This window comes from Pseudomonas sp. T1.Ur (genome assembly GCF_023516725.1).
GTDB lineage: Bacteria > Pseudomonadota > Gammaproteobacteria > Pseudomonadales > Pseudomonadaceae > Aquipseudomonas > Aquipseudomonas alvandae.
In genome coordinates this window covers 2,982,691-3,004,006 of sequence record NZ_JAMGSN010000001.1, presented here as the reverse complement: position 1 = coordinate 3,004,006, position 21,316 = coordinate 2,982,691, and the positions used below count along the sequence as shown (strand labels likewise).

14 protein-coding genes are annotated in these 21,316 nt (G+C 61.9%); 8 read left to right on the top strand and 6 right to left on the bottom strand.

Annotation, left to right across the window (positions count from 1 at the left end; all coding sequences use genetic code 11):
• Window positions 1–95 precede the first annotated feature (95 nt).
• Window positions 96–4,637: a dermonecrotic toxin domain-containing protein gene (locus M8Q45_RS13270; protein WP_249875130.1), complete on the bottom strand. Its 4,542-nt coding sequence runs from the start codon at window positions 4,635–4,637 to the stop codon at window positions 96–98.
• Window positions 4,638–4,906: 269 nt separating this feature from the next.
• Window positions 4,907–5,626, bottom strand: a complete 720-nt coding sequence (locus tag M8Q45_RS13265; RefSeq protein WP_249875129.1) for a FadR/GntR family transcriptional regulator — start codon at window positions 5,624–5,626, stop codon at window positions 4,907–4,909.
• Between the two features lie 236 nt (window positions 5,627–5,862).
• On the opposite strand from M8Q45_RS13265, the gene M8Q45_RS13260 reads away from it, so the two are divergent.
• Complete coding sequence (locus M8Q45_RS13260) at window positions 5,863–6,936, top strand: IS110 family RNA-guided transposase (protein WP_249877317.1); 1,074 nt, start codon at window positions 5,863–5,865, stop codon at window positions 6,934–6,936.
• Window positions 6,937–7,348: 412 nt separating this feature from the next.
• Here M8Q45_RS13260 and M8Q45_RS13255 read toward each other — a convergent pair whose 3' ends face one another.
• Window positions 7,349–9,085, bottom strand: a complete 1,737-nt coding sequence (locus M8Q45_RS13255; RefSeq protein ID WP_249875128.1) for an IlvD/Edd family dehydratase — start codon at window positions 9,083–9,085, stop codon at window positions 7,349–7,351.
• Window positions 9,086–9,278: 193 nt separating this feature from the next.
• Between M8Q45_RS13255 and M8Q45_RS13250 the strand changes: the two genes are divergently transcribed.
• The 7 genes from M8Q45_RS13250 to M8Q45_RS28415 all read left to right on the top strand — a co-directional run bounded on the left by M8Q45_RS13250 (window position 9,279) and on the right by M8Q45_RS28415 (window position 15,664).
• Window positions 9,279–10,601 carry an MFS transporter gene (locus tag M8Q45_RS13250; protein WP_181290492.1) on the top strand — a complete coding sequence of 441 codons (1,323 nt, stop codon included), beginning with the start codon at window positions 9,279–9,281 and terminating at the stop codon, window positions 10,599–10,601.
• A gap of 149 nt (window positions 10,602–10,750) precedes the next feature.
• Window positions 10,751–11,743 (top strand): AraD1 family protein, encoded by a 993-nt coding sequence (gene araD1 / locus M8Q45_RS13245; RefSeq protein WP_249875127.1) that lies wholly within the window; start codon window positions 10,751–10,753, stop codon window positions 11,741–11,743.
• Window positions 11,744–11,756: 13 nt separating this feature from the next.
• The gene (locus M8Q45_RS13240) at window positions 11,757–13,337 is read left to right on the top strand and encodes an aldehyde dehydrogenase (NADP(+)) (protein WP_249875126.1); all 1,581 of its coding nucleotides are present in this window, start codon (window positions 11,757–11,759) and stop codon (window positions 13,335–13,337) included.
• A 228-nt stretch (window positions 13,338–13,565) separates the two neighbouring features.
• Window positions 13,566–13,862 (top strand): DUF5629 family protein, encoded by a 297-nt coding sequence (locus tag M8Q45_RS13235; RefSeq protein WP_249875125.1) that lies wholly within the window; start codon window positions 13,566–13,568, stop codon window positions 13,860–13,862.
• Complete coding sequence (locus M8Q45_RS13230; RefSeq protein ID WP_249875124.1) at window positions 13,849–15,024, top strand: lactonase family protein; 1,176 nt, start codon at window positions 13,849–13,851, stop codon at window positions 15,022–15,024. Before M8Q45_RS13235 ends, M8Q45_RS13230 begins: the two co-directional genes overlap by 14 nt.
• A 156-nt stretch (window positions 15,025–15,180) precedes the next feature.
• Window positions 15,181–15,360, top strand: a complete 180-nt coding sequence (locus M8Q45_RS13225) for a hypothetical protein (protein WP_030142605.1) — start codon at window positions 15,181–15,183, stop codon at window positions 15,358–15,360.
• 172 nt (window positions 15,361–15,532) lie between these two features.
• Window positions 15,533–15,664, top strand: a complete 132-nt coding sequence (locus tag M8Q45_RS28415) for a hypothetical protein (protein WP_283939038.1) — start codon at window positions 15,533–15,535, stop codon at window positions 15,662–15,664.
• Between the two features lie 130 nt (window positions 15,665–15,794).
• Here the strand turns inward: M8Q45_RS28415 and M8Q45_RS13220 are convergent, their stop codons facing one another.
• From M8Q45_RS13220 to M8Q45_RS13210, 3 genes are read right to left on the bottom strand one after another with little or no spacing between them, the layout of a single operon-like run.
• Entirely contained in the window at window positions 15,795–16,406 is a 612-nt protein-coding gene (locus M8Q45_RS13220; protein WP_249875123.1) for a glutathione S-transferase, read from the bottom strand.
• Entirely contained in the window at window positions 16,403–20,044 is a 3,642-nt protein-coding gene (locus tag M8Q45_RS13215) for an AAA family ATPase (RefSeq protein WP_249875122.1), read from the bottom strand. The genes M8Q45_RS13220 and M8Q45_RS13215 overlap by 4 nt, the downstream gene beginning before the upstream one ends.
• Window positions 20,041–21,285 carry an exonuclease SbcCD subunit D C-terminal domain-containing protein gene (locus M8Q45_RS13210; RefSeq protein WP_249875121.1) on the bottom strand — a complete coding sequence of 415 codons (1,245 nt, stop codon included), beginning with the start codon at window positions 21,283–21,285 and terminating at the stop codon, window positions 20,041–20,043. Before M8Q45_RS13210 ends, M8Q45_RS13215 begins: the two co-directional genes overlap by 4 nt.
• Window positions 21,286–21,316: the final 31 nt, after the last annotated feature.

Below are 21,316 nucleotides of genomic sequence, written 5' to 3'. Positions count from 1 at the left end.
CGCCCGACACTGGCGCCATTGGCCGTCGCTTGCTGAATGATTGCGTAACGAAACGGCGCCAAGGCTTTTCCGCTACGCGGCGGTGCGTCTGTCGATCAAGGCGCTAATGGCAGGAACTTTTGTGTTGCCAGGGCTTTTCCGATCGAGCCTCGATGCACATTTACGACGGCGTAAGGACTGTCGGCCTTTGCCAGCATTGAGTGGTAGTGTTCCCTGCGTTGGGCCTTGGTCTTGAGATGCGCGACGCTGTATTGCTCTTTTGGCGTATCGATCTTTTCGTAGTGAAAATGCGCATACCAGATCGGCGAACCGTTGCGATCGTTGATGGCGTATTCCTGGAAAAAGTCTTTTCGCAGGGGTTTGCGTCCTTCGATCCGTGCAATTTGTACGTTGTCGCTCTCCAACAAATACTGGAGGGCGCCGTCGGTGGGGGGTAATGCCAGGCTCAGTTCGATACGCAGGTCTCGTCCCTTGGCGCTCAGGCGACCAGCGACGCTGGACAGTGTGTCCATCAGTTCCTGGTCCGCTGGTGGCCATGAGCCCTGCGTAGCGGTCAAGGCCCTGTTCAGTTCTTCGGACAGGTTGCCATAGCGATTGGCCTCATTGATCAGGATCTCTTCAATTTCCTGAGGGTAGCGACAGTATTTTTTATAGCCTTCGGCACGCCCCAGGCGTTCTTCCACATCATTGAGCAGTTTCCTGGCCTCGCCTTTGATCGTGTTGACGCTCCTCATTTGCGGTGTGGGAGCAGGCCGGTGCTCCTCGACGATATCCCAGACATCTCCGTGCTGCGTATAGCTGGCCATCACGTGGTCATCCACTTCGGAGCGCAACTCGACGACTTCAAGGGTCGACGTTGGGTCGACTTTCGTCATGTCGCCGATCAGGAGCCCGTTTTTGCGGGTCTTGATGATCTTCTTCGTGACTCTTCCGGGCAGCTTGGGCAGGCGCTTGCGAGGTTGCGGTTCGGGTTTGACATGCAGGGCCAGCTTAGCGGAGACCTCCTCGTATAGCCCTTCCACCAGGTTGATGATCCTATCGAGGTAGGAGGTTGGGGACTCGCTGCCGCGCAGGGCTTTTATGCCTCGCAAGGCGTCCAGGTTCTGACCGTAATGTTGTGTCAGGCTGTCCAGCAGGGCGAATTCCTCCGAAGGCTGCAGTTCATACATCCGTAAGTCGGCGTGGGAGCGGATTTGCTGCTCCAGCATGTTGACAATCGATTGCAGGAGGGAGGGCAGGCCAGGATCATGAATATTTGCCAATGCCGCCAGGGCGGGCAAATGCAGCACCTTCACCGCGGGCGCACTTCTTTCCCCCTGCCGGCCTTCGGTCATTTTTCTGACGATGGCGACGCCGGCGCTGTCCAGATTGAACAACTCATCGAGATAACGATCCTTGAGCTCGAGCCAGTGGATGCCGCGGTCATTGATGTCGCATATCCGTTCCAGGTATTCGACGTACTCCCGGGGGGAATGGATGGAGGCGCCTGGCGCTGTTTCTATCCTCGTGAAGGGGACGTGAGCAGCCTGCTCGGCGTTGAAATCCATTTCAACCACCACGAACGCCTTGCGCGCATTGATAACGATGTTTTGCATGAGGAAGTGCTTGAAGTCGTTGCGCAATGTGCCACCGAGGCGGGTGTACTCAGGAATGGCATCGAGTAGGCGCTGATAGCGCGTTACCTGCTCTTCAAGCAACTTATAAGCGTATGCGCGCCTCTGGGCACGCTGCACTTGGGTCACGTCGCTTCTTTCATGGGCCTTCTTCATGACCTCCAGCGCGACGTCCGCGGCTTTTATCTGGTTGTCGTGTTGCTGTTCGAAGTTGAGAAATTCCAGCGCCAGCTCGTTGAATCTTTGTGTATTGCTGCGACGCATCTGGGCGATGCGCTTGGGCGGCATCCCTCCACGCAGACGCAGCCGAAAATCCAGGGACCAGCGGCCTCGATCGTCCGATTGCAAGGGCGGGCCGCTTCGTGCCGGATCGAGCGGATCGACGATCGTCGCGCTGCCGTCCGCCTCGGGACGCACTTGATACAGCTGTTCATCCACCAAGGCGTACCATCTTCCGTCAATGCTGTGCAGACCCACGTAGGGCGGCTGTTCGATCGGCTCAGGCAGTGATGCCGGGCGTGGCACTTGCAGACGATTCAATTGCGCTCGTTGTCCAGACGTCAGGCGGTGGCGAGCGTTGGCGAAGCTCAAGTCCAAGGCGCTGCTGGCAACCCCGGAATCTTCGCCAGGTAAAGTCACCGTGCCTTCAAGGACCCTTGGCGAGGCCGGAGCGGGCCACTGTTCGGCAACGGTTCGCGGCGCGGGTGAACGCATCGCCTGTTCCTTCAATGTCTCGGCCGGTGGGGCATGGACAGGCGCGCTGATGGCAGGGAACTGGTGCACCAGCATGCTGAGGTTGATCAGCAGGTCGATGGCGGCCAGCTCCCGGGTCAACGGATCTTCACTGTTCAGCGCCTGGATGTCGTGGCTGGCCCCGGCCATCAGCGTCCACAGCCAGGCGGCGGCCATGGCCGGCCCGCGTAGCAGGGGCATCAATAGTGTTTGGAACAACAGGCTGCCGCCCTCCAGGAGCACGGCCCAGCGGCTCTCGCTGTTTGAAACCGATTCCTGGTTGGCCTGGGCGATCAGGGCACGGGCATTGGCGCCGTAGAGGTATTGCATCAGCTCGCCTTTGCGCAGGTACTGCTGTATTTCCTCGCTGACCTCGTCGGTCGCCACCGTCGCGCGAGCGGGGATGGGTGGAAGGTCGAATTCATCCCCCTGGAGAAAACGTATGATGTGCGGCTCCCGAAAACCTCCATTGGCGTAGATGGGACGAGCGGCATCGGATAGCCAGGTCAGGATGCTGTTCTGCAGTTCCCCCGGTGTTGCGATCGCCTCGAACAGTGCCCGACGTGTCGGGAATTGTTGCAGCGAAGGTGTGTAGAGCGGTCTGTACAACAGGTGTGGCCCTGTTTGCAGGTCCTGATGTTCCATGAGGTACATGTTCGCCACGGCGTCGGGCAGGGCTTGGGGTTTTCGCAGGAAAGCCAGGGTCCGGATGACGACCGCTCGCCCGTTGACCTGTTGCTCGCCCGCCTCGGGTTCCAGGAGCGCTTCCAACAGGGCAAGGCCTTCGCCGGTCATGCCGTCTTCCTGGCTGTGTACCTGCTTGAGGGCCTCAAGGGCCAATTGGGACGGGATCTGTTCGGCGAACAGGCGCTGGCGTTGCTGCACGTGGGGCGAAGCCAGGAGCTGTTCCTTGAGATAACCGGGGTAGGTTCTGCCGATGTCGACCTGCTCGATCAGTCCGTCCTTGCGGGTAATGAAGTCCGGCGTCAGCCATGCCGGTATTGCCAGGCCCCGGCGGTGGCTGAGTTTGAAACGCCCACTGCGACGGGCGATCAGGTTGTCGATGGCCAGGTCGGTCAGGCTCATGGTGTGTTTCTCGACAACGCCGGATGTGCCGGGGTAACCCGCGGCAATGGTGAACGTCAGTTGCACCTCGTCGGGGTGGCAGCGATCGTCGTTGGGCATCGCGGCCGGTTGCCGCATGCGCTCGATCAAAGCGTCGGCCGCAAAGCGCCTGATATCCTTGATGTCGCTGAGGAAGGTCCTGCCGTCGTTGCGTTTCTTGGCGCTGGCCAGGGTCAGGCCGTAATGCTGGAATCTGGTTTGGTCAACCAGCGGTGCCGTCCTCAGCCAGTCGGGCAGCAATGGTGACAGCTTGTCCGACGTCGAAGGAGAAAGGTGCGGAGTGTCGAGCAGATAATGGGAGGGGTCGCTCAGCTCGTTGTAAAGCTCGCCGAGGCGTTGCAGACCGAACCGCGAGGGCAACTGGACGGCCCTGAGGTCCGTGAGCTGCTGCTCCAGGATCATCGCGGCCTGGGTGTCGAAGACATTGCCGTCGATTTCATCGAGTCCGCAGGTGATGGCATCGACAATGTATTGGCCCGCAATCCATTCGGCCCAATGGGTCCTGAAACTGTCCAGCGAGGAGAAAGACTGGACGGGACGGCCAGGACTGCACAACAGCACGACGAGTCCGACGCGGGTGTAATGCAACAACACTATATCGGAGCCGGATAACACGGTCGTGGTGTCGCCCTGCGTCAAGGTGGTCTCCAGGCGGTACGCGTAGACCGGTGGAACCTGGCTCATCCGTGTATCACGGTTCGGCCAGCGCACGATCTGATCCAGGGCTTCGCGTGCCGGTTCGGTCAGTTCAGCTTGTTGCAGCGCGCACAGGTGCAGGGCGTTCTTCAATGCGGTGCTGAGCCAGCCCCAGCGACTGTCGCTTTCGGGCGGCCCGGTCTGGCTGTCCCTGTCCGGACCCTCATTCCAGTAGCGGACCAGTGCGTCCTCCAGGCCGATCGATACTGTCCATGGCAGTTCGAGCACAAGCTGCTCGATGACTTTCATGTCCAGCCTTCCATCGCGTGGATGAAGTTGCCGGGGTGGCTGGTCGGTGAGAAAACTGCGCAGCTCGCGCCGTCCCTTGAAATCAACGGGTTTGCCGAGGGCCAGGTAATCGAGCACCAGGCCCATCAATGATTGGAAACGGTAGCTGTTGGCAGTCGCTTCGGGCGTCGCCAATCGGGTCTTGGAAAGATCGATCGTCAGCGAGGGGTATCTTTCTTTCAAGGTCCGCTCGAGCATGCTTTGCGAGACGTGCTTGAAGGTCGGACGGCTTGCGAACACTTGGCTCACGCGTCTGGCAAGCGCAGAGGGGGGCGCTGTGGAAAGCGAGGTCATATGAAGTCCTTTTCATGAATGGATGGCCGTCGCAATGGCGGCAAGGACAGTATTGACCTCAGTCTTTTGGCGCGGGCGGTATATAGATACCGCCCTGTCGTGCAGCGGTTGTGCCTGTCAGCCGACTGGCCCGCGCCAGGCGCATTCAGCGGGATCGGTCAGGCGGGATCGGCGCCCAGCACCACATTCAGTGCGCTGCGGGCATCGTCAAGTTGCACCAGCGTGGCATGGCGGGCGCCGAGGGCGTCGCGGTTCTCGATGGCGGTGAGGATCGCCTTGTGCCGTGGCATTGCCAGCTCATGCAGGTTGGGCCGCTGGTTGGAGTGCTTGAGCGCTTCGGCGATCGCCACGGACAACATGTTGCAGAGGTTGGCGAGCAGGTCGTTGTGAGTGGCGTCGGCAATGCGGCTGTGGAAGTCCAGGTCCGGCTGCAACAGGGCTTCGGGGGTCGGGGCGGTTTCCATGCGCTGGTAGGCTTCGTTGATCGCGGCGATGTCTTCGTCGGTGGCGAACTGGGCGGCGAGGGCAGCCGCGGCCGGCTCGATGATGCTGCGCACGCTGGTGAGCAGGCCGAAGAATTCATTCTGCGGGCTGCTCTGCATCAGCCAGTGCAGCACATCGGGATCGAGCATGTGCCATTCCCGCCGGGCCTTGACCACCGTGCCCACGCGCGGGCGCGAATACACCAGCCCCTTGGCGACCAGCACCCGCGTGGCTTCGCGCAGCACCGGGCGACTGACCGCGTACTCTTCGCATAACAACGCTTCGGCGGGCAGTTTGTCATCCGGCTTGAAGCGCCCGGAGACGATCTGCATGCCCAATTCCTGGACGATGCGCGCATGCATGCTCTTGCGGTCGGAGGGTTTGCGGTAATCCATGGGACGCGGCGCGATCCTGTCGGCGAGGGGAGTGCTGCGCATGATAGCAGGCGCGGCGGGTGTTCATCAGGTCAAACCCTGGGGGCTGAATGACCTTGTGGCGAGAGAGCTCCCGCTGGACCCTGTAATTGGATGGACTCGCCCAAGCCGAGGCGTCTGTAGCGCCACGGTGGCATTCTTAAGAAGCCAACGACAGCGAGGGCGAGCCCGTGAAGAAGCATACGACCAAAACCAGTCTGTCTCCAGCCGATGTATCGGCCTGTTCGACCCTGGCGGTGGACCTTGCCAAGAACGTGTTCCAGGTGGCCGGAGAAGACGCTCTCGGCCAGGTGATTTACGAACAACGAATCAAGTCGCGTGAAGCCTTTTTGAAGTTCCTGCACCAATTGCCCACAGGCCTGACAGTGTTGATGGAAACGGGACCAGGGGCGCAGGCCTGGGCGCGGCAGTTGCAGCAACAGGGCAATGCGGTGCGGATTCTGCCAGCGCAGCGTGTGGCCGAGCATCGCAGCGGCGCGAAGAATGATCGAAATGATGTGCTGGCGATATTGCGGGCAGGTCGGGACAAGGGCATTGCAGCCGTGCCGGTCAAAAGTACGGCACAGTTGGCCATGCAGGCACTGCATCGGGCCCGGCAGGGTTACGTGCGACGGCGTACCGCCCTGGGTAATCAGATGCGCGGTTTGCTGCTCGAGCATGGTATTGCCATTGCGCAAGGCGAAACCTCCCTTGGCCGCAATATTCCACGGCTACTGGAGGATGCCACCCAGCCATTACCGGACATGTTGCGCGAGCTGATCGCCGAGTTGCTGGGCGAGTGGAGCCAGATGAGCGAACGTATCCGTATGCTGACGGGGCGGCTGGAAGTCGCGGCTCGTGAAGATGAAACAGCGAAACGGCTGATGACGGTACGCGGCATCGGCCCCATCATCGCCACCGCCGTATTGGCCAAGCAGACCGAACCTGAGCGGTTCCAAAATGCCCGGCAATTTGCTGCCTATTTCGGCACAGTGCCCGAACAACACAGCAGCGGGCAGACGGTGAGACTGGGCAAGATGTGCAAGCGTGGTGATGCCTACCTGCGAAGCTTGACGATCCAAGGGGCGCACGCGGTGTTGAAACAGGTGCGGCCGGATTCGGATCATCCAGATGATCGGCGACTGCGGCGCTGGTTGAACCGTCATGGACAAAAAGGCGCGGCTGTACGACTGGCCAACCGTAACCTACGAATCATTTGGGTATTGCTTCAAAACGAAGAAACCTATCGTCGCCAACCGGCGTCTAGTCCGGAGGCTGCGATGGACCATTAATTTACCGAGTTGTGCCACCGGGGCGCTGAGCCGCCTCAACCCTTGCTAAGGAACATTGACCCCAGGTCAGACCGTCGCGGATAGATGCCTGAGCTCCTACCGGCCCTTGAGGCCTCACTGTAATCGGCATACCGCGAGCTCACCCAATGTTGGCCAGAAGCTGATCATGCTTCCTCGAACAGGCCTTATACATAGATGCAACCGGGTATCGGTGTTCAAACGCAGGTTGACAGTGGGGGCGAGTCCATACATAGGAGCTGGCGAAGCCTGCGATCTTTTGATCTTGATCTTGATCTTGATCTTGATCTTGATCTTGATCTTTCGCTTGAGATTCAAGTGTCCTTGGAAAGATCGCAGCCTCGTTGCACTCGGCAGCTCCTACGCAGCTCCTACAACAGCTCCTCATTGTGGGTCAGTGGGAGTGACGCGGCACCTCGGCCCCACGGCAGCCCACCAGGAAATCGAAATCGCAGCCCTGGTCCGCTTGCAACACGTGATCGATGTACAACTGGCGATAGCCGCCCACCAACAATTGCTGCGGTGGCGCGAGGTCGGCCAGGCGCGCGGCGAGTTCGGCGTCCGGGATGTCCAGGTGCAGGCGGCCGCTGGCGCAGTCGAGTTCGATCCAGTCGCCTTCTTTCACGGCGGCCAAAGGTCCGCCGGCCGCGGCTTCCGGTGCCACGTGCAGGACTACGGTGCCGTAGGCGGTGCCACTCATGCGCGCATCGGAAATCCGCACCATGTCCGTCACGCCCTGGGCCAGCAGCTTGGCCGGCAAGCCCATGTTGCCGACTTCAGCCATGCCTGGATAACCTTTCGGCCCGCAGTTCTTCATCACCAGGATCGAGTCGGCGTCCACATCGAGTTCAGGGTCGTTGATCCGCGCCTTGTATTCGTCGAAATTCTCGAACACCACGGCGCGGCCACGATGCTGCATCAGCTCAGGCGTGGCGGCGGAAGGTTTGAGCACCGCGCCCAGGGGCGCCAGGTTACCGCGCAAGACGCAGATACCGCCGTCGGCGCGGATCGGGTTGTCCAGGGTGCGGATGACTTCGTCCTGGCCGTAGATCGGCGCATCCTTGGTGTTTTCGCCGAGGCTCTTGCCGTTGACCGTCAACGCGTTCGGGTGCGGGATCAGGTTCGCTTCGCCGAGACGACGGAGCACGGCGGGCAGGCCACCGGCGTAGTAGAACTCTTCCATCAGGAAGCGCCCGGACGGCTGCAAGTCGACGATAGTCGGCATGCCGCGGCCGATGCGGGTCCAGTCGTCCAAGTCCAGTTGCACGCCGATGCGCCCGGCGATGGCCTTGAGATGGATCACCGCATTGGTCGAACCGCCAATGGCGGCGTTGACGCGGATGGCGTTTTCGAAGGCTTCCTTGGTCAGGATCTTCGACAGCTTCAGGTCTTCACGGACCATTTCCACGGCGCGCATGCCCGACATGTGGGCCAGCACGTAACGCCTTGCATCCACGGCGGGAATCGCCGCGTTGTGGGGCAGGGAGGTGCCGAGGGCTTCGGCCATGCAGGCCATGGTCGAGGCCGTGCCCATGGTGTTGCAGGTACCGGCCGAGCGGGACATGCCGCCCTCGGCCGCAAGGAAATCGTCGAGGGTGATGGTGCCGGCCTTGACCTGTTCGCTCAACTGCCACACCACGGTGCCCGAGCCGATGTCCTGGCCCTTGTGCTTGCCGTTGAGCATCGGCCCGCCGGTGACAACGATGGCTGGCACGTCGCAACTGGCGGCGCCCATCAGCAAGGCCGGGGTGGTCTTGTCGCAACCGGTGAGCAGCACCACGCCGTCGATCGGATTGCCGCGAATCGCCTCTTCCACGTCCATGCTCGCCAGGTTGCGCGTCAGCATGGCGGTGGGGCGCAGGTTCGATTCGCCGTTGGAGAACACCGGGAACTCCACTGGGAAGCCCCCAGCTTCGATCACGCCACGCTTGACGTGCTCGGCGATCTGCCGGAAGTGCGCGTTGCACGGCGTCAGCTCCGACCAGGTGTTGCAGATGCCGATGATCGGCTTGCCATGGAACTGATGGTCGGCGATGCCCTGATTTTTCATCCAGCTGCGGTACATGAAGCCGTTCTTGTCGGCGGTGCCAAACCATTGGGCCGAGCGCAGGGAGGGTTTCTTATCAGACATGATCGATTCTCTTATTGTATGACTATATTGTTCGAGCTGAAGCGTAACATAAGCGCAATTTGCGCGGTTTGGAAGTGTTGTTGGGTAAATAGTATTACTATATAGTCCGATTCAACGGAGGGGTTGTCCTGGCGGTCATTCGCGAGAGAAATCCCCCGAGGTTCTATAACAACAACAATCGGAGACCGGTCCCATGAGCCAGGAATTGCGGCTTATTCGTCGCATCACCCTCAAACTGATTCCCTTCCTGATCCTGCTGTACCTGATCGCCTACGTGGACCGCTCTGCAGTGGGGTTTGCCAAACTGCACATGGGTGCCGACATCGGCATCGGCGACGCCGCCTACGGCTTGGGCGCAGGGCTGTTTTTCATTGGTTACTTCCTGCTGGAGATCCCCAGCAACCTGATGCTGGAACGCTTCGGTGCGCGGCGCTGGTTCGCGCGGATCATGATCACCTGGGGCGCCATCACCATCGGCATGGCCTTCGTGCAGGGGCCCCACAGTTTCTACGTGATGCGCTTTTTGCTCGGCGCGGCCGAAGCCGGGTTCTTCCCGGGCGTGCTGTACTACATCACCCAATGGTTCCCGGTGCGCCATCGCGGCAAGATCCTGGGCCTGTTCATTCTTTCCCAACCCATCGCCATGATGATCACCGGCCCCGTGTCAGGTGGCTTGCTGGGCATGGACGGCATCCTTGGCCTGCACGGCTGGCAATGGCTGTTCATCGTCATCGGCCTGCCGGCGGTGCTGTTGACGTGGCCGGTGCTGCGCTACCTGCCGGATGGCCCGCAGCAAGTGAAATGGATGGACCAGGCCGAGAAGGACTGGCTGACCGGCGAACTGCAAAAAGACCTGCAGGAGTACGGCCAGACCCGCCACGGCAACCCGCTGCACGCGTTGAAGGACAAACGGGTGTTGCTGTTGGCGCTGTTCTACCTGCCCGTGACCTTGAGCATCTACGGCCTGGGCCTGTGGTTGCCGACGCTGATCAAGCAGTTCGGTGGCAGCGATTTGGTGACCGGTTTTGTCTCTTCCGTGCCGTATATCTTCGGCATCGTCGGTCTGCTGATCATTCCCCGCAGCTCCGACCGCTTGAATGACCGCTACGGTCACTTGGCCGTGTTGTACGTGCTCGGTGCCATCGGCCTGTTCCTGAGTGCCTGGCTGTCGGTGCCGGTGTTGCAACTGGCGGCGCTCTGCCTGGTGGCGTTCGCGCTGTTTTCCTGCACGGCGGTGTTCTGGACCTTGCCGGGACGGTTCTTTGCCGGCGCCAGCGCGGCGGCGGGCATTGCGCTGATCAACTCGGTGGGCAACCTCGGTGGCTACATCGGACCGTTCGTGATCGGTGCGCTGAAGGAGTACACCGGCAACCTGGCCTCGGGGCTGTATTTCCTGTCCTGTGTGATGGTGTTCGGCCTGGTGTTGACTGGCGTGGTCTATCGCCTGTTGGAGCGCAAGCATGTGCTGCCGGCGGATCAGTTCGCCGCCAGTGCCCGCGGGGCGACGCGTACCTGAGGTCACCACAACCCACTGTGGGAGCGAGCTTGCTCGCGATGGCGATCTGACAGATGACATCATGAGTGAACGTAAGGCCGCTATCGCGAGCAAGCTCGCTCCCACAGGGGACCGCACCGAATTCAAGATTTGCTTACAAGGAGAAAGATATGCGTTTAGTTCAGTTCGAATTGAATAACGGCGAGCGCCGCGTTGGTGTGGTCGACGGCGATCACGTGCGCGAAGTACAGGGCGCCAACACGGTGCGTGAGCTGGCGCTGGCCGCTATCGAAGCGGGCGTGAAGCTTGAGCAGCAGGTCAACGGCCTGGGCTTGGGGGCGAGCCATGACTACGCCCGATTGCTCGGCGAGCTGCGCATCCTGCCACCGCTGGATCACCCGGACCCGGCGCACCTGCTGGTCAGCGGCACCGGCCTGACCCACCTGGGCAGCGCCTCGGCCCGCGACAAAATGCACCAGCAGGCCGGCGACGAAGCGACGATGACCGACACCATGCGCATCTTCAAGTGGGGCGTCGAGGGCGGCAAGCCACAGGCCGGGCAGGCCGGTGTGCAGCCGGAATGGTTCTACAAGGGTGACGGCAGCATCGTGGTCCGTCCGGGCCATCCGTTCCCGTTGCCTCCGTTTGCCGAAGACGCGGGCGAAGAGCCAGAGATCAGCGGCCTGTACGTCATCGGCCACGATGGCAAGCCTTATCGCCTTGGCTTTGCGGTGGGCAACGAATTCTCCGACCACGTCATGGAGCGCAAGAATTACCTGTACCTGGCCCATTCGAAACTGCGCAGTTGCAGTTTTGGCCCGGAACTTCGCGTGGGTGAATTGCCTCAACATCTGTCCGGGACCAGTCGTATCCTGCGCAACGGCGAAGTGCTGTGGCAGAACGAATTCCTCAGCGGCGAGGCGAACATGTGTCACAGCCTCGAAAATCTGGAGTTCCACCACTTCAAATACAGTCAGTTCCTGCGCCCGGGGGACGTGCACGTTCACTTCTTCGGCACCGCGACGCTGTCGTTCGCCGACGGCATCCGCACCCAGCCGGGGGATGTATTCGAGATCAGCCAGGCCGAGTTCGGCGCGCCGCTGGTCAACGGCATTGCCCCGGTGGACGCGGTATTCAATCCGGGTACTATCGGCACACTTTAAGAGGAGACTTGCGATGAACCAGATCCTTGGCCACAACTACATCGGCGGGGCGCGCAGCGCGGCCGGTCAGACTCGCCTGCAAAGTATCGACGCCAGCACCGGCGAGGCATTGCCCCATGATTTCGTCCAGGCCTCGGCGGAAGAAGTCGACGCCGCCGCCAAGGCCGCTGCGGCGGCTTATCCGACGTATCGCAGCCTGAGTGCGGCGCGCCGGGCCGAGTTCCTTGATGCCATCGCCGATGAACTGGACGCCCTGGGCGATGAGTTCGTCGCCGTGGTCTGCCGCGAAACCGCTTTGCCAGCGGCCCGGATCCAGGGCGAGCGCGGTCGCACCAGCGGCCAGATGCGCCTGTTTGCCAAGGTCCTGCGTCGTGGCGACTTTTACGGCGCCCGCATCGACCGCGCCTTGCCGGAGCGCACGCCGCTGCCGCGTCCGGACCTGCGTCAATACCGCATTGGCCTCGGCCCGGTGGCGGTGTTCGGCGCCAGCAACTTCCCGCTGGCATTTTCCACTGCCGGTGGTGATACGGCGGCTGCGCTGGCCGCCGGTTGCCCGGTGGTATTCAAGGCCCACAGTGGCCACATGGCAACCGCCGAGCACGTGGCCGATGCGATCATCCGCGCCGCCGAAAAAACCGCGATGCCGGCCGGTGTGTTCAACATGATCTACGGCGGGGGCGTTGGCGAATGGCTGGTCAAGCATCCCGCGATCCAGGCCGTGGGCTTCACCGGCTCCCTCAAGGGCGGGCGTGCGCTCTGCGACATGGCCGCCGCGCGGCCGCAGCCGATCCCGGTGTTCGCCGAAATGTCGAGCATCAACCCGGTGATCGTCTTGCCACAAGCCTTGAAGAACCGTGCCGAGAGCGTTGCCCGCGACCTGACCGCTTCGGTGGTGCAGGGTTGCGGTCAGTTCTGCACCAACCCCGGCCTGGTGATTGGCATTCGCTCGCCGGAGTTCACCGCTTTCACCCAGCAGGTGGCTACGCTGATCGGCGACCAGGCGCCGCAGACCATGCTCAACGCCGGTACGCTGCAAAGCTACGGCAAGGGTTTGCAGAAACTCCTGGCTCACTCGGGTATCGAGCACCTGGCCGGTGGTGAGCAGCAGGGCAACCAGGCCCGGCCGCAATTGTTCAAGGCTGACGCCAGCCTGCTGATCAACGGTGACGAGGCCTTGCAGGAAGAGGTCTTCGGGCCGACCACGGTGTTCGTCGAAGTGGCGGACCAGGCGCAACTGAGCGCCGCGTTGAACGGCCTGCACGGCCAGCTCACCGCGACGATGATTGGCGAGCCGGCGGATTTCGAACAGTTCGGCGAACTGACACCGTTGTTGGAACAGAAGGTTGGACGCATCTTGCTCAACGGCTATCCAACCGGCGTCGAGGTGTGTGATTCGATGGTCCATGGCGGCCCTTATCCGGCCACGTCCGATGCCCGCGGCACCTCGGTGGGCACGCTGGCGATCGATCGCTTCCTGCGTCCGGTGTGCTTCCAGAACTACCCGGACAATCTGTTGCCGGAGCCGCTGAAAAACGCCAACCCGCTGGGGATCCTGCGGCTGGTGGATGGGGTGCCGGGGCGCGAGGCGCTTTGAGAGTCAGGCAGTTCCATTGAGGTTGATGGACTGCCGTCATCGCGAGCAAGCTCGCTCCCACAGGGGATTTTTTTGTGAATGCAAAAGTTGTGTTCGCGGAAGATCCAATTGTGGGAGCTTGCTCGCGATGGCGATCTTCCAATCGAAAGTGCCTTCGAACCTTATGGCCCAAGCCCCACTCTGACATTGGGTTATCATGCTGGCTTTCCCAATGACCGACTGATCGCCATGACTGCCCTGACCGACACCCTGCTGCACGCCCTCGAACACTGCGACATGCTGATCATCGACGGGCTGCACGCATTCGATTTCTCCCTCGACGAGCAGGACCAATTGCACGTCGAGTGCATGAACGGTCGCACCCTCGAACACTGGCGTTTCACGCCGACGCAGATGCAGGCCGCGACCTTCGACAAAGCCCTGAAGCATTGGATCATCACCAGCGATTCGGGCGACCACCACCTGGAATGCGTGGAAGCGACCAGCGGCCACGACGATGAGGACTCCGAACATGAAGATGCGTAGTTTCTGGCCCTTGTTGATGGCCGGCAGCGTCGGCGCCATGGGCGTCCAGGCCGACACCAGCGATCGTCATCAATTGCTGGTGGGTTCCTACACCGCCGGGCAGAGCCAGGGCATCTACCGATTGCAATTCGACAGCCGCACCGGCCAGCTCGATGCCAATCCGTTGCAGGTGATCAAGACCGACAACCCCTCCTGGCTGACCCTGTCCAAGGACCAGACCCGGCTGTTCGTCGTCAACGAAAACGGGCCGGGCCAGAAGGACCCGGTGGGCAAGGTCAGCAGCTACGCCATCGACCCGAAGACCCATGAGCTGAGCCTGATCAACCAGGTGCAGTCCCTGGGCAACGAGCCGACCCATTCCAGCTTGAGCCAGGACGGCCAGCATTTGCTGGTCAGTAATTATTCCGTCCTGGAGAACCCGGGCGGCACTCTGGTGGTGCTGCCGGTGGGCGCGGACGGCAAGCTGGCGCCGGTGGTGCAAGCGGGCGGCCATCAGCCGAGTCGGGTCAATCCCGAGCGACAGAAGTCCGGCCATGTGCATTCCGCGGTGCCTTCACCGGATGGCAAGTATGTGTTCGCCAATGACCTGGGGGCGGACAAGGTGTTTGTCTACCGCTACGACCCCAAGGCCAACCCCGAAATGCCGCTGACACCCGCCGAACCGCCGTTCGTGCAATTGCCGCCGGGTAGCGGGCCACGCCACCTGTTGTTCAGTGGCGACGGCAAGCACGCCTGGCTGACGATGGAAATGACCGCCCAGGTCGCCGTATTCGATTACCAGGACGGTCGCCTGACTCAGCGCCAGTTGGTCAATCTGGCCGACGGAAAACCCCAGCCGGGTAAAGCGGCGGCAGCATTGCATGCCTCCAGGGATGGCAAGTTTCTCTATGTCAGCAATCGTGGCACCACCAATGAACTCCTGGTGTTTGCCATCGACCCGGCGGCTGGCACGTTGAAGGCGCTGCAACGGCGCTCCGTCGACGGTGATCACCCCCGGGAGTTCAGCCTCGATCCGAGCGAAAAATTCATCCTGGTCGCCAATCAGAAGAGCAACCAGATCGTGGTCATCGAGCGCGATCCAAAGACAGGCCTGCTAGGCAAGACCGTCCAGAAACTGCCGATGGACGCACCGAGTGATTTGAAATTCCTGGTTCGTCAGTGAGCTGAAGGCCCCGATTCATGGGGCCTTCGCCGTTGTATCAACGCGGCTGATAGTCGCTAGTATTACAAAGCATTTCAAGGCGAGACGCCTCGGCGCGTAAGTTTGCTTCACGGCCCCACCGGGCAAATCAGCCAACTGAATCCGAGGACTACCGCCATGAACCTGAATCTCTTCTCCGTTATCGCTGCTTCCGCCATCTCCGCCACCGTGGCATTGCCGGCCAGTGCCAGCGTCGAAATCAGCAACAAGCAAAACCGCACCCAGAGCTACACCGAGAAATACCTGCAACAGAGCGCCAACTTCTACGCGGCGCTGGACCACAAGACTCAACACTGAATTACGCTGACCACTGAAGCCTGCGATCTTTTCATCTCCCCATGGATTTTCAGGGAGAGACAAGATCGCAGGCTTCGTGCATTCGGGAGGAAAATTCCGTTGTGATATCACATGGCCATGTGTTTAAATTTGACGCTAGTTAATTGACTCCTTTGCGTTAAGGATCGACACCATGGCGATGCGTCTGGCAGTGATGTTGCTGTTCCTTTACTCCACCCCGATTGTCTCGGCCGCCCAGCCCGTTCCCGGCGAACTGGAAGTGGCTCGGGAGCGGTTGTTGAGCTTGCTCCCGCTGGACTTGTAGGAGCTGGCGAAGCCTGCGATCTTTTGATCTTTTGCTTGATATTCAAGTGTCCTTGGAAAGATCGCAGCCTCGCTTCGCTCGGCAGCTCCTACACGCCACCCAGCGGGAGCAAGCTGCCTCGCCACAAAAGCTATACAGCTTGCTTGGCCATGATCGCCACGAACAGCTCGGAATCGAGCAAGCCCTGCAACCAATCCTGTAGCCGAGGGTAGGGCGCCTGGGCAAACCACTGGCGATCGACATGGGCGAACTGGCGCACGAACGGCAGCAGCGCCATGTCCGCCAGGCTAAGGTGCGCCGCCGCCAGGAACGGTCGCGCTTGCAGCCGTTCTTCCAACTTGCGAAGAAACGCTTCGCCTTCACTTCGATAGTGTTCCATCGGCTGTTCGGGATGACGCTCCGGGTATTTGTAGCGGTTCAGGTGAAGCTTGAATACCTGATCGTTTTCCTCGATCAGGTCCGCCGTAACCTGCTGGCCCTCTGGGTCGTCCGCCAGCCTCCAATCCTGCGGATCACGCTGGTCGAGTGCCCAGCGCATGATCTCAAGACTTTCATCGATGACTCGCCCGTCGACGTGCAACACCGGCACCGTGCCCTTGCTCGACAGCGCGAGCAGTTCGGCGGGCTTGGCCTTGAGGCTGACTTCGACGATGTCCAAGGCGATGGCGCTGTAGCGCAACGCCATCCGCGCGCGCATGGCGTAGGGGCAACGGCGGAAGGAGTACAGCGTGGCGTGGCTCATTTCACCTCCACCGTGCTCAGCCCGTTGCCTTGGCGGCGCACCTGGATCTGCACCGGGATGCGTTCGTGCATTTCCTGCACGTGGGAAATGACCGCGACCTTGCGGCCCTGGGCCTGCAAGCCATCGAGGGCGTCCATCGCCAGTTGCAGCGACTCGGGGTCGAGGCTGCCGAAGCCTTCGTCGATGAACAGCGATTCGATTCTCAGCGTGCTGGACGCCATCGACGCCAGGCCCAGCGCCAGGGCGAGGGAGACGAGGAAGGTTTCGCCGCCGGACAACGAATGCACCGAGCGCAGTTCGTCACCCATTTCGGTGTCCATCACCAGCAGCCCGAGCATGCTGCCGCCGCGCTTGAGGCGGTAGCGGCGAACCAATTGCCGCAACTGCGCGTTGGCGTGGTGCACCAGCAGGTCGAGGTTGTACGCCTGGGCCAGTTTGCGGAAGCGGTCGCCGGTGGCCGAGCCGATCAGCGCATCCAGGCGTGCCCAGCGCTGGTACTCGGTGTAGGCCTGTTCAATCTCTCGGGCCAGGGCTTGGTTGGCGTTCTGTCGACGCTGGTCCTCGGCTTGCTCGGCGCGCAAGTCCGCACACCGTTGTTCACTGGCGGTAAATTGCTCGTGCAGCGTGGCGAGGGCATCAGCCAACTGTTCGGCCGACAGGTTGCCGTTGTCTTGCGCCTGGTGGTTTTGCAGGCGCAGCTCCCGTTCGGTGAGCAATACGCGGGCTTGTTCGATGGCTTTTTCGCTGTTGAGCAGGCGTTGCCGCAACTGCGCGACTTGCTGCTCATCAAGGCTGAGCAGGGCGTCGAGCGCCGCGTCGTCCAGTTCCGGGTGAGAGGCGCGCCATTGGGCGATGCCCGCGGCCAACGCCTGTTGTTCGGCCTCCAGCGCCTGGGCCTGCTCCTGCCGGGCCTTGAGTTCGGCTGCGAGTTGCACAAGTGCGTTGCGTCGATCCTGGAGTTGCTGGTTGGCCGTTGCCTCGGTGGCGCGGGCCTGTTCCATTGCCGCGTCGAGCTGCTGCTGCCATTGTTCGGCGCTGGAATGTTCGCCCAGCAGATTTGTGAGTTTTTCCTGGCAGGCCTGTTGCTGTTCGACCAGGGCATTGAACTGCTGCTGTGCCGATTCCAATTGCTGCACGCGGAGCTGCTGGCGATCCTGCTCTTTTTCCAAGGCTTGCTGGCGCTGTAGTTGCTCGGCGAGTTCTTCGCGTTGCTGTTCCGATTGCGCGAGGCGCTGGCTGATCCGTTGGTCAAGTTCCATGAACGTGGCGGCCGGTTCGCTGCGCAGGGCCTGCAAGGTGTCGGCCGGCAACAGCGCGCTGAAGTGCTCGAGCTCCTCGTCCAGGCGCTGGCGATCCCGGGCCAATTCCTGTTGCTGGTTGCTCAGGTGCTGCGACGCTTGTTGGCTGGCTGTCTCTGCATCGCGCAGTTGCTGCGTCAGTCGCGCGGCGTCCTGTTGCAGGGTGAGCAGGGCAGCCTGGCGTTGTTCGTCCTGGCTGATGCGCAGCTGCAGTTGGCTGGTTTGCTGGGCCAGCCAGGCGTCGCGCTTGGGCGAATCCTGGGCGAACATCTGCGCCGACAACGGGTGGGCTTCAAGGCTTGGCGCCAGGCCCTGATGCTGGGTGGCGAGTTGTTCCTGCTGTTGCTTGAATTCCTTGAGCTGGGCGATGACGCCGCTGTACTGAGCCCTGAGATCGATGACTTTTTCGTTGAGCAGCTCCACCGCTTTGCGGGCGTTGGCCTGTTCGCTTTCATCGAAGCGACCGAGGCTTTCCAGCAGTGCTTCGGGCTGATGGTAAGGATGTTCGACGCTGCCGCACACCGGGCAGGGCTGGTTGTCTTGCAGTTGTTCGCGCAGTTGCTCGACGCTTTCGCTGCGGGCCAGGCGCTGGCGCTCCAGCAGTTCGCGGGTCACGGTCAGGGTCTGTTCGGCGATCGTCAGCTCGGCCTTGGCTTCGCCGCCTTCGCGCACCAGTCGGTCGCGTTCCTGCAAGGCGCGCTGCTGGCGTTGCTCAAGTTCCGCGCTGCGTTTGTCCAGTTCCTGCTGGCTGGCCCACAACCGAGCCAGTTCCTCGAAAGCGCGCAGTTGCTTGCGGTTGTCCTGCAAAAGGTTGCCGAGCAATTGGATCTGTTCGGCCACCGCCTGCGGTTCGGCATCGGCCTCCTTGTAGAGCACTTCAAGGTCTTGGCGACGGGTGGCAAGGTCCTCGGTGGCACGCGTCGCGTTGTGTTCCAGCAGCGTCAGTTCGTCCTGGCCCTTGTTCAGTCGATTGCCGATCAGCATCAATTGTTGAAGGCGATCGCGATAGGCGCCCCAGGCATCGCTCAACGGCGCGAGCCCGGTGCTCTGTTCCAGTTCTGCGGCGATCCGTTGCAGGCGTTCGCCCACCTGTCGCTGCTGTTCCAGGAGGGCGTCGAGGGTACGCTGGCCGTCGGTGCAAGCCAGTTGGGCCTGTTGCAGGTCCCCGGCGCGCTGGCCGGCTTCCTGGGTCAGGCGAGCGAGGCTGCTTTGTTCATCGAACGCCTGGCGCAGCAGGGGCGCGCTGTCGGTGCTCTGCTGGCGGGCCGCGACCAGTGCCAGTTGCGCCACGCCCAGGCTTTTTTCCAATTCGCCCTGTTGTTCATGCAACTCGACTTGCTGCTGGGTCAGTTGCTGGATCCTGACCGCCAGCGGCTCGAATTGCCGGGCCAGTTCCGCCTGCCGGATGAACTGATGCCGCTGCGGTGCCAGTTGTTCCAGGCGGACCAGCTTCAGGCGTTCATCGGCCTGCGCGTCCCAATCAGCCTGGGCTTGTTGCAGTTGCTCGGCGGCGCTGGCCTGTCCGTCCTGCAATTGGCGCAGGTCCTTGAGCCAGGTTTGTTGCTGTTCCAGTTGCTTGAGCTGTGCCTGTTGGGTCTTGAGCGCTTGTTGGGCCTGGTTGACGCGCTCATCCAGGTCGGCGCGGGCCTCAGGCGCCAGGGGCGTGACGCCGCTGGCCTGGTCCTGCAGCTGCTTGTGGGTTTCCTTGGCCTGCTTGGCCTTGTCGAAGGCGCGGCGGCCGAGGCGGGTATACAGGGCGGTGTCGGTGAGTTTTTCCAGCAGTTCGCTGCGGTCGTTGTCATCGGCCTTGAGAAACGCACTGAACTCGCTTTGTGCCAGCAACACGGCGCGGGTGAACTGCTCGAAGTTAAGGCCGAGGGCGGCTTCGAGCTGGGTCTTGTATTCGCCTTTCTGGCTGGCCAGTAGCTGGTCGTTGTCCAGATCCCGCAGGCTCTGGCGGCTGGCTTGCAACTTGCCGGCGGCCTTTTCCCGGGCGCGATTGGCCTCCCAGCGGGCCCGGTAGCGGCGACCGTCGATGCCGCGAAAATCCACTTCGGCATAACCGTCGCCGGTGCCACGGCGCAACAGCGTGCGCGGATCGCCCGTGGCGATTTCACCGTCGGCGTCCGGCACCTTGGCGTCCCGCCCGGTGTTGTTCAGCCGTGGCACGGCGCCAAACAACGCCAGGCACAAGGCATCCAGCAGCGTGCTCTTGCCCGCGCCCGTGGGGCCGGTGATAGCGAACAGGCCGGCGCTGGCCAGCGGCTCGGCAGTGAAATCGATTTCAAATGGCCCGGCCAGGGAAGCGAGGTTCTTGAGGCGGATGGCGAGGATCTTCATGGCTGTTCGCTCTCCATCTGCACATCTTGCAAGAGCACGGCGAAATCCTGCAGCGTCTGTTCGTCCACTTCGCTGCCGTAGGTGTCCTGCCAGGCGCGGCTGAACAAATCCTGCGGGCTGAGCTGATCCAGTTCGATCAATGCGGCACCTTCCTCGGCGCCTGCGGTGGTGCCGCTGCCGGCGTACTCGGCGGCGATTCGCACCAGCCGCACGGCTTTGCCTTGCAGGGCCGTTTCCACTTGATGACGCAGGTCGGGTTGCGGCTCGTCGAGGCGCACCCGCACTTCCAGCCAGGGTTGGCGCTGGACATCGGCCAACAGGTCGATATCGGGCAGGTCCTTGAGTTGCACCAGGACATCGGCCAGCGGCGCCGGGCCCAGGCGTTGCAGGTTGACGGCGCGGGGGATCAGCCGTGGCTCGACGTTCAGCAGTTTCTCGCCGTCCAGGGTGATGTCGAGGATTTGATGCTGATAGCCGATTTCCGAGAACGACAGCGGGATGGGCGAGCCGCTGTAGCGAATGCGCGTTTCGCCATTGACCTTCTGCGGCTTGTGCAGGTGGCCGAGGGCGACATACGTGATGCTCGGGCCGAACAGGCTGGCGGGCAGGGCTTCGGCATTGCCGATGATCAGGCTGCGCTCGGAGTCTTCCGACACCGAGCCGCCGGCCATGTGCGCATGGCTCACGGCGATCAGTGCCTGGCCCTTCTTGCGCTTGGCGTTGGCGGCGGCGATCAGCCATTCATGGACCTGGCCGATGCCCCGCAAGTAATCATCTCCCAATTGTGCGCCCGTGACCTCGGCCGGCCGCAGGAACGGCAGGGCCAGGCACCAGGCCCGGACCTTGCCCTTGGCGTCGGGCAACGGCAGCAACAGGCGCTCGACGTCCAGTTGTCCATCGTCCAGCCATAACACCCGGCCCAGGGCATGGGTGCGCAAGCGGCGCATCAACGGCGCCGGCAATTCGATACGCGAGCCGGAATCATGGTTGCCGGCGATCATGACGACGGTCAGGTTGGCGTTTTGTTCGTGGGCGCTGACGATGAAGTCGTACAGTCGCTCCTGGGCTTTGACCGGCGGGTTGACCGTGTCGAAGATATCGCCGGCAATCAGCAGCACGTCGGGTTTTTCGCTGGCCAGCTGACGGAGCAGCCAGTCAAGGAAGCAGGCGTGCTCGAAGTCGCGATCCTGACCGTGGAGGTTTTGCCCCAGGTGCCAGTCGGAGGTGTGAAACAGACGCAAGGCAGACTCCAGAAACAGACGGTGGCCGCGG

Excerpts from the sequence above, each read along its gene's own strand:
- M8Q45_RS13240 (WP_249875126.1), top strand. The coding sequence starts at position 11,757 with ATGAACCAGATCCTTGGCCACAACTACATCGGCGGGGCGCGCAGCGCG.
- araD1 (WP_249875127.1), top strand. The coding sequence starts at position 10,751 with ATGCGTTTAGTTCAGTTCGAATTGAATAACGGCGAGCGCCGCGTTGGT.
- M8Q45_RS13265 (WP_249875129.1), bottom strand. The coding sequence starts at position 5,626 with ATGGATTACCGCAAACCCTCCGACCGCAAGAGCATGCATGCGCGCATC.
- M8Q45_RS13225 (WP_030142605.1), top strand. The coding sequence starts at position 15,181 with ATGAACCTGAATCTCTTCTCCGTTATCGCTGCTTCCGCCATCTCCGCC.
- M8Q45_RS13255 (WP_249875128.1), bottom strand. The coding sequence starts at position 9,085 with ATGTCTGATAAGAAACCCTCCCTGCGCTCGGCCCAATGGTTTGGCACC.
- M8Q45_RS13220 (WP_249875123.1), bottom strand. The coding sequence starts at position 16,406 with ATGAGCCACGCCACGCTGTACTCCTTCCGCCGTTGCCCCTACGCCATG.
- M8Q45_RS13215 (WP_249875122.1), bottom strand. The coding sequence starts at position 20,044 with ATGAAGATCCTCGCCATCCGCCTCAAGAACCTCGCTTCCCTGGCCGGG.
- M8Q45_RS13250 (WP_181290492.1), top strand. The coding sequence starts at position 9,279 with ATGAGCCAGGAATTGCGGCTTATTCGTCGCATCACCCTCAAACTGATT.
- M8Q45_RS13235 (WP_249875125.1), top strand. The coding sequence starts at position 13,566 with ATGACTGCCCTGACCGACACCCTGCTGCACGCCCTCGAACACTGCGAC.
- M8Q45_RS13230 (WP_249875124.1), top strand. The coding sequence starts at position 13,849 with ATGAAGATGCGTAGTTTCTGGCCCTTGTTGATGGCCGGCAGCGTCGGC.
- M8Q45_RS28415 (WP_283939038.1), top strand. The coding sequence starts at position 15,533 with ATGGCGATGCGTCTGGCAGTGATGTTGCTGTTCCTTTACTCCACCCCG.